We start from the raw sequence: 6,591 nt of genomic DNA, 5'->3' as shown, positions 1-6,591 counted from the left end.
TGGCAAGGCGTGACAGGTCATCGGGATCGACGGCGGCATGCCCCATGCTCAGGGTTACCGTGCCGATCCGGGAGCCGTCGCCGGTGAGCCGGATGGACCGGGCGATTTCCCGGAGCTGTTCCGCGATGCGGCCGGTGTCTGCGGCCAGACCCGGGGGAATCAGCAGCATGAACTCGTGTCCGCTCCACCGCGAGACGAGAATCTCCCTTGGCAGACCGGAGCGCATGCCGGCGGCCAGCTTCCGGATGAGGTGGTCGCCCGCCGGGTTGCCGAGGTAGTCGTTGAAGGTCTTGAGCCGGTCGATGTCGGCCAGCAGCAGGCGGTAGCCGCCGTGGTCGTCCGCCTGGGCCTCCCGGATCCGGTCGATCATCGCGCTGCGATCGGGCAGGCCGGTGAGCGAGTCGATGTGCGCGACGGGACGGTGGGCGTCCTCGATCAGCAGCAGGCGCCGATCCTCGCCCAGCGGGGTGATGCGCAAGCGAACGTCGTGATCGTGAAGGCGTCCGGGGAGCAGGGCTTCACGGCCGCCGGCCAGCGCCGGGTACAGCGCGTCCGGATCGTCCAGGTGAAACCCCTTCGCGGCGGCCAGCGCCGGTGATGGTCGGCCGCCGTTCTCCGGGAACAACACCGCGGCACCCGGGCTGATGTCGATCACCCGTCCAGAAGCGTCGCAGAGCAAGGCGATCGTGTCCTGCTCCCCCACGGCGGAATGGACCTGGCTGTCCGTTTGCATCCTGTCGTCACCTTCCCTGAGAACCGCCTGCCCAATCCCGGGCAGGACGGGGCACGATGCCCCGCTGTTCGCTCAATCCTAGCAATGAATCCCGGGGATCGGAATCAGGATCCGGTGATGTTCCGCGACGTGGCCCGTGGCGGCTCGTTCTCGTCGGCGACCGGGGTGGATTCGATGGCGTGGATGCTCTCGAGCAGTTCGTCGATCAGCTTGCGAATGCGGGCAGGGTCCTGCGAATGGTCGAGGGCGGTCTCGAGGGCGCCGGCACGTTTCTGCAGTCCGGTTTCCCGGCAGCAGGCAGCGGCCCCGCGGAGCTTGTGGGCCGCGTGGCGCAGGGCGTCGCGGTCGTCGGTCTGCTCGGTGAGCAGCCGCCGGTAGCCGGGCAGCTCGTCGAGCAGCAGCCGGGAAAGGAAGGGATCGCGATTCGCCGTGGCCGCCGGTGGTTCCGATGTCGGGGTGGAGCGGGCGTGGTTCTGCAGGGGGAAGAACTCGCCCACGGCACTGAGCAGTTCGCCTGCCGTGACCGGCTTGGTCAGGACGCGCTCGATGCCGCTGTTGAGCAGGTCCTGGTGCACGTTGCCCTGCCGGTTGGCCGTGATGGCGATGATGGGCGTTTCCAGGTGGCGGGCACGCTTCTTGAGGATGCGGGCGACGCCGGCCCCGGTGATGTCGGGCATGTGCATGTCGGTGAAGACGATGTCGATGTCCTCGTGGTCGGCGATCGCGAGGGCCTGCTTGCCGTTGCCGGCCTCCAGCACGTCAAAGCCCAGTTCGCCGAGCGTCTGTGCCAGGTGGGCGAGGTAGACCGGGTCGTCGTCGATCACCAGCGCCGTGCGGCCAGCGAACGAATACAGGGCGTGACGACTGGATGCCGGTGCCCGTGCCTTGTCGGGTCTCTGCGGGGGCTGGCGGGCGATGTCCGGCCGGTCGGGGCGCGGGGCCAGCCTTGGCTGGGGCTTGCCCGGCGCCGGACCGGCGGTGTCGAGGATGCGCTCCAGCGAGGCGGCCAGTGCCCGGCCCCGAATGAACAGCGGCAGGGTGAAGTCGGCCCAGTGGAGCGGCGCGGCCGGGCGTCCGCGGATCGTCAGGCGGCCTGCCAGGCCGACGACCCGGCCGGCCAGCTTCACCCACTCGCTGAAGGCGGGATCCCGGTGGTGTTTCTCGACGACGCGCTCGTCGAGGAACAGCAGGTCGACCGGCTGGCCGAAGTCGGGCTCGATCTGGATGTCGGCCCCCAGCGTGGCGAGGTTGCCCTGCCATGCCCGTCGATGCTGGTCGGAGGCACAGACCACGCCACAGAGCTTGCCGGTGAGCAGTTCGCCCGGCTCGGGTTCCTCGGCCAGGATGGGGGCCTCGAACACGGCGGAAAGGCCGATGCGACCGTTGCCCGTGTCCACCACTTCCAGGGTCGCGCCCAGGTGGCTGCCCACGGAGCGCATGATCCAGATGTCGATCAGGTCGTCGACCAGCAGGTCGCCGAGCGAGTCGGACAGGCGCTGCCCGAGCCGTGCCGTGAGGGCCTCGCGACCGAAGGACCGGTCCTGGGAACGCCCGTCCACCGTCAGGCGGAACCGCCCCAGTCGGTCGCCGCCCTCGGTGTCGTGTTCGTCCTCGATCTGGAAGGTGACGGCCGGCTCCTTGAGGTGGCCGATGCACAGCGCCTCGTTGAGTTGCCGGTCGAGCAGGCGACGCAGCATCTGGGGATCGAGCGAGATTTCCCGGGGCAGGTCCTGGTAGCCGATGAACTGCAGCACCTCGCCGTCGCGCTGGGCGGTGGTCTGCCAGTCGGCGACCATGTCCTCGCCGGTGGTGCGCGGGTTGACGCGTCCGTCGGTGCGCTTGAGCCGCCCCGCCGAGATCTCGTGGTAGTCGATGATGTTCTCGATGGAGATGCGCAGCCGGTGACTGGCGTGCCGCATGAGCTGCAGTGACCGGGCGGGCTCCTGCTGCTCGATGGATGCGGGCGGGGCACACTGGGTCAGGCGCCGCTCGAGGGCGGCGAGCGAGTCGACCGCCGAGCGGATGTGACCCAGGGGTGTCACCCATTGCTGATTGACCAGTTCCAGGACCGAGCCGGTAGTCAGTTGCATGTCCTCGGGTGGCCGGGACTCGGGTTTCGGCGGTGGGTTCGGTGGCGTCGACGGGGGCTGCGGAGACAGGGGGCGGTCCGGTTCCTGCACGCGACGGCGTCGCCATCCTGCCCACCATGTCACCGCGGCGGCCAGCATGAGCACCGCCCACAGCGCGACCCAGGCTGTCGCCAGCCGTTCCAGCGAGGACTCTCCGGGCACCAGGTGCCCGAAGCGAGGCTCGAGCAGGAGCAGCGTCGGCGGGCCGAGCAGGATGGCCAGGGCGAGCAGCAGCGGGACCATCGAGGCCCCGAGCTGGACCCGGCGTCCGGATACGTGCTGTCTGTGGGGGCGTGGGTTCACCGGGGGACCTTGTGGTTTGTGGCATACTCGGAGCGCGGGTCTATCGATGCTCCGCCTCCCGAGTCATTTCATCTGCAATCAGCCGGCAAAGCGTATGTTAGGTCACCGTCTTGATCAATTGATCGGCAACACTCCACTGGTGCGCATCCAGCGGCTGGACAAGGCCGGGTCGGCCCGCGGGAACGTGATCCTCGGCAAGCTCGAGGGCAACAATCCCGCCGGTTCGGTCAAGGACCGGGCGGCGCACTCGATGATCTCGCGGGCCATCGAGCGCGGCGACCTCAAGCCCGGCGACCGGCTGGTCGAGGCGACCTCGGGCAATACGGGCATCGCCCTGGCGATGGTGGCGGCGACACTGGGCATCCGCCTGACCCTGATCATGCCCGAGCACATGTCGATCGAGCGGCGCCAGTCCATGGCCGCGTACGGGGCCGAACTCAAGCTGGTCTCGCGGGAGGAGGGCATGGAGGGCGCGCGGGATCTCGCCGCCGAGATGGCCGCCCGTGGCGAGGGCGTGGTGCTCGACCAGTTCGCCAACCCGGACAACCCGCGCGCCCACTACCTGACCACCGGGCCGGAGATCTGGGAGGCCACCGAGGGGCGGGTCACGCACTTCGTTTCCGCGATGGGCACCACCGGCACCATCATGGGCACCTCGCACTACCTCAAGGAGCAGAACCCGGGCGTCGAGATCGTCGGGGTCCAGCCGGGCGAGGGGGCGCAGATCCCCGGCATCCGCCGCTGGCCGAAGGAATACCTGCCCTCGATCTTCGATCCCGCCCGCGTCGATCGCACCCTGGACATCGAGCAGGACGAGGCCGAGGAAATGACCCGCCGGCTGGCCCGCGAGGAGGGCATCATGGCCGGGATTTCCTCGGGCGGGGCGATGGCCGCCGCGCTCAAGGTCTCCGCCGAGGTGGAGAACGCGGTGATCGTCACCATCGTCTGCGACCGCGGCGACCGCTACCTGTCCACCGGCGTGTTCCCGGCCGGCTGACCCCGTGCAGCATGCGGCACTCGCCCCGTTGCTGGCCATCGGCGTCGTCCAGGCCGGGGTGCAGTCGCCGGACGCGCCGGTGTTCGACCGGTGTGGCGAGCGGATCGAGGCGGTCCGGGTCGAGCCCGCCGGCGACATCGCGCCTTGATCACGAACGGCTCGACAGGCCGGAGTGGCATGGCATTCGTGCAGAGTTTCCTTGAGGAAAGCTGCTCGCCGACCGAATCCCGTTGAACCCGGCGTCTCCCAGCGTGTCCGGGGCCGACACCCGAGAGCGAATCCCATGGCGCAGCGCAAGCGCATCAAGAAGCTTCCCCGCGGCGAGTTTTCCGCCCACGTCGAGTCGCTGACCCTGGAGGGCCGGGGCGTGGCGCATGTCGACGGCAAGGCCACCTTCATCGGCCGGGCGTTGCCGGGCGAGGACGTGCGCTTCGTCTACCGCGACCGGCGCCGTCACTACGACCTCGGCGATGCCGTGACGGTGGACAACCCCAGCCCGGAGCGGGTCGATCCCGGCTGTCCGCATTTTCACGTCTGTGGCGGCTGCGCCATGCAGCACCTTGCCCCCGAGGCCCAGGTGCGCCACAAGCAGGCCGCACTGATCGAACAGCTCGCGCGGATCGGCCGGGTCGAGCCCGAGCGGATCCTCGAGCCGCTCACCGGTCCGGTCTGGCGCTACCGGCGCATGGCGCGCTTGGGTGTGCGCTTCGACAGGAAGAAGGGGCGCGTCCGGGTCGGTTTTCGCGAACTCGCCAGCGCCCAGATCGCCGACATCGACACCTGCCCGGTGCTCGACCCCAGGGTGGGCGAGACGCTGCCGGCATTGGCCGAATGCATCACGGCCCTGGAGGCGCGCCGGGACATCCCGCAGGTCGAGGTCGGTTGCGGGGACGATCATTGCGCGCTGGCCTTCCGCCACATGCAGCCGCTTTCCGGGGCCGATCGGTCGAGGCTGGACGCCTTCGCCGACGAGCACGGGTTCGCCGTGTTCCTGCAACCCGGCGGGCCGGAGACGCTGGCCCCGCTCAGGGATGGCGCGCGGGACGTGTACCCGTCCTACCGACTCGATCGTTTCGATGTGGCCATCCGCTTCTCGCCGCTGGATTTCGCCCAGGTCAATGCCGAGATCAACCGCCGCATGGTGGAGCAGGCGATCGACTGGCTGGACGTGCAGGCGGGCGACCGGGTACTGGACCTGTTCGCCGGGTTGGGCAACTTTTCCCTGGCGCTGGCGAGGGTTACCGGGCCGGCCGGATCGGTGACCGCCGTCGAGGCCGACGAGGCGATGGTCGCCCGCGGCGAGGACTCCGCCCGGGCCAACGGCATCGACAATACCCGGCACGTGGTCGGCAATCTCTTCGAGCCGGACCAGCGGCTCCCCTGGATGCGCGAGCGTTACGACCGCGTCCTGATCGATCCCCCGCGTGCCGGGGCACGCGAGATGATGCCGGTGGTGGCGCGGATGGCGCCGAGGCGGATCCTCTACGTTTCCTGCCACCCGGGATCGCTGGCGCGCGATGTGGGCCTGCTGGTGCACGAGCACGGTTACCGGCTACTGGCGGCCGGTGTGATGGACATGTTCCCGCATACGGCCCACGTCGAGTCGATGGCGGTCCTCGAGCCGGCCGACTGAAGGCGGGGTGTCGGGCTCAGGCGAGCAGCGGTCCGGTAGCGGCAAGGCAGCCGAACAGCATGGCGGCGGCCGCGCCGAGGGGGTGCTCTCCTGTCGCCGTGGCCAGGCCGATCGCCACGGCCACGGCGGCGAGCGCCGGGAAGGCCGGGCGTGTCGCCAGCAGGGCGCGTAGCAGGGGTCGCCGATCAAGCCGTGCGGCATCGGGTTCGCTGGGCATGGGTACTCGTCTCGTGAGCGGGGGTGGGCCGTTCCTTGCCGTCGCATTGGATCACGGGGAGCGTCACGGAAAAGACCATTGCCAGCGGCCGGCCGTTTGGTTAGAATCTGCGCCCTTGCTGACCGACGGGTCAGGAAACGGAGAGGTGTCCGAGCGGTCGAAGGAGCACGCCTGGAAAGCGTGTGTACGGTAACCCCGTACCGAGGGTTCGAATCCCTCCCTCTCCGCCAGTTGCAGTTTGCCCGGGCGATTCGCCGGGGCCCGACGGCACGGCGTGGCCCGTGTCGTTCCCGTTTGGAGAGGTGCCGGAGCGGTCGAACGGGGCGGTCTCGAAAACCGTTGACCCCCTCGCGGGGTCCCAGGGTTCGAATCCCTGCCTCTCCGCCAATTGCAGGCACGAGAAAGCCGCCGGAATCCCGGTGGCTTTCTTCGTTTATGGGGCGTGAATACTGTCAACGCCTCTCCCTTTCCCGTCGCCGTTGTTCCGGCGGGCAAGCTCCCCTCATGCCGGCCGTCCGGACACGAGAAAACCCCGCGGCGCGGGGTTTCTTGCGTTACGGCTGGGCCGAACGTCGGTCT

General features: G+C 69.4%; 6 protein-coding genes and 2 tRNA genes. 5 read left to right on the top strand and 3 right to left on the bottom strand.

Annotated features, from left to right (window positions below):
* Together ACLFMY_RS07850 and ACLFMY_RS07845 are read right to left on the bottom strand one after the other, a co-directional pair.
* Positions 1–733: GGDEF domain-containing protein (locus tag ACLFMY_RS07850; protein ID WP_410764097.1), on the bottom strand; the 733-nt coding region annotated here is incomplete at its 3' end.
* 104 nt (positions 734–837) lie between these two features.
* Positions 838–3,105, bottom strand: a complete 2,268-nt coding sequence (locus ACLFMY_RS07845) for a response regulator (RefSeq protein WP_410764096.1) — start codon at positions 3,103–3,105, stop codon at positions 838–840.
* 154 nt (positions 3,106–3,259) lie between these two features.
* Between ACLFMY_RS07845 and cysM the strand changes: the two genes are divergently transcribed.
* The 3 genes from cysM (at position 3,260) to rlmD (ending at position 5,795) form a co-directional block, all read left to right on the top strand.
* Positions 3,260–4,162, top strand: a complete 903-nt coding sequence (cysM, locus tag ACLFMY_RS07840) for a cysteine synthase CysM (protein ID WP_410764095.1) — start codon at positions 3,260–3,262, stop codon at positions 4,160–4,162.
* Positions 4,163–4,166: 4 nt separating this feature from the next.
* Positions 4,167–4,310 carry a hypothetical protein gene (locus ACLFMY_RS07835; protein ID WP_410764094.1) on the top strand — a complete coding sequence of 48 codons (144 nt, stop codon included), beginning with the start codon at positions 4,167–4,169 and terminating at the stop codon, positions 4,308–4,310.
* A gap of 135 nt (positions 4,311–4,445) precedes the next feature.
* Positions 4,446–5,795, top strand: coding sequence for a 23S rRNA (uracil(1939)-C(5))-methyltransferase RlmD (rlmD, locus tag ACLFMY_RS07830; protein ID WP_410764093.1), 1,350 nt, complete (start codon positions 4,446–4,448; stop codon positions 5,793–5,795).
* Between the two features lie 16 nt (positions 5,796–5,811).
* On the opposite strand, the gene ACLFMY_RS07825 is transcribed toward rlmD, so the two are convergent.
* The gene (locus tag ACLFMY_RS07825; RefSeq protein WP_410764091.1) at positions 5,812–6,012 is read right to left on the bottom strand and encodes a hypothetical protein; all 201 of its coding nucleotides are present in this window, start codon (positions 6,010–6,012) and stop codon (positions 5,812–5,814) included.
* A 139-nt stretch (positions 6,013–6,151) separates the two neighbouring features.
* Here ACLFMY_RS07825 and ACLFMY_RS07820 point away from each other — a divergent pair.
* Both ACLFMY_RS07820 and ACLFMY_RS07815 read left to right on the top strand, forming a co-directional pair.
* Positions 6,152–6,242 (top strand) — tRNA-Ser (locus ACLFMY_RS07820).
* A gap of 66 nt (positions 6,243–6,308) precedes the next feature.
* Positions 6,309–6,399 (top strand) — tRNA-Ser (locus ACLFMY_RS07815).
* Positions 6,400–6,591 lie beyond the last annotated feature (192 nt).

The sequence above is a fragment of the Guyparkeria sp. genome (assembly GCF_046545975.1).
Taxonomy (GTDB): domain Bacteria; phylum Pseudomonadota; class Gammaproteobacteria; order Halothiobacillales; family Halothiobacillaceae; genus Guyparkeria.
This window is presented reverse-complemented; position numbering and strand designations above follow the sequence as displayed.

What these genes read in the sequence shown, in the direction of transcription:
- ACLFMY_RS07825 (WP_410764091.1), bottom strand. Translation starts at nt 6,012, where the DNA reads ATGCCCAGCGAACCCGATGCCGCACGGCTTGATCGGCGACCCCTGCTA.
- rlmD (WP_410764093.1), top strand. Translation starts at nt 4,446, where the DNA reads ATGGCGCAGCGCAAGCGCATCAAGAAGCTTCCCCGCGGCGAGTTTTCC.
- ACLFMY_RS07845 (WP_410764096.1), bottom strand. Translation starts at nt 3,105, where the DNA reads ATGGTCCCGCTGCTGCTCGCCCTGGCCATCCTGCTCGGCCCGCCGACG.
- cysM (WP_410764095.1), top strand. Translation starts at nt 3,260, where the DNA reads ATGTTAGGTCACCGTCTTGATCAATTGATCGGCAACACTCCACTGGTG.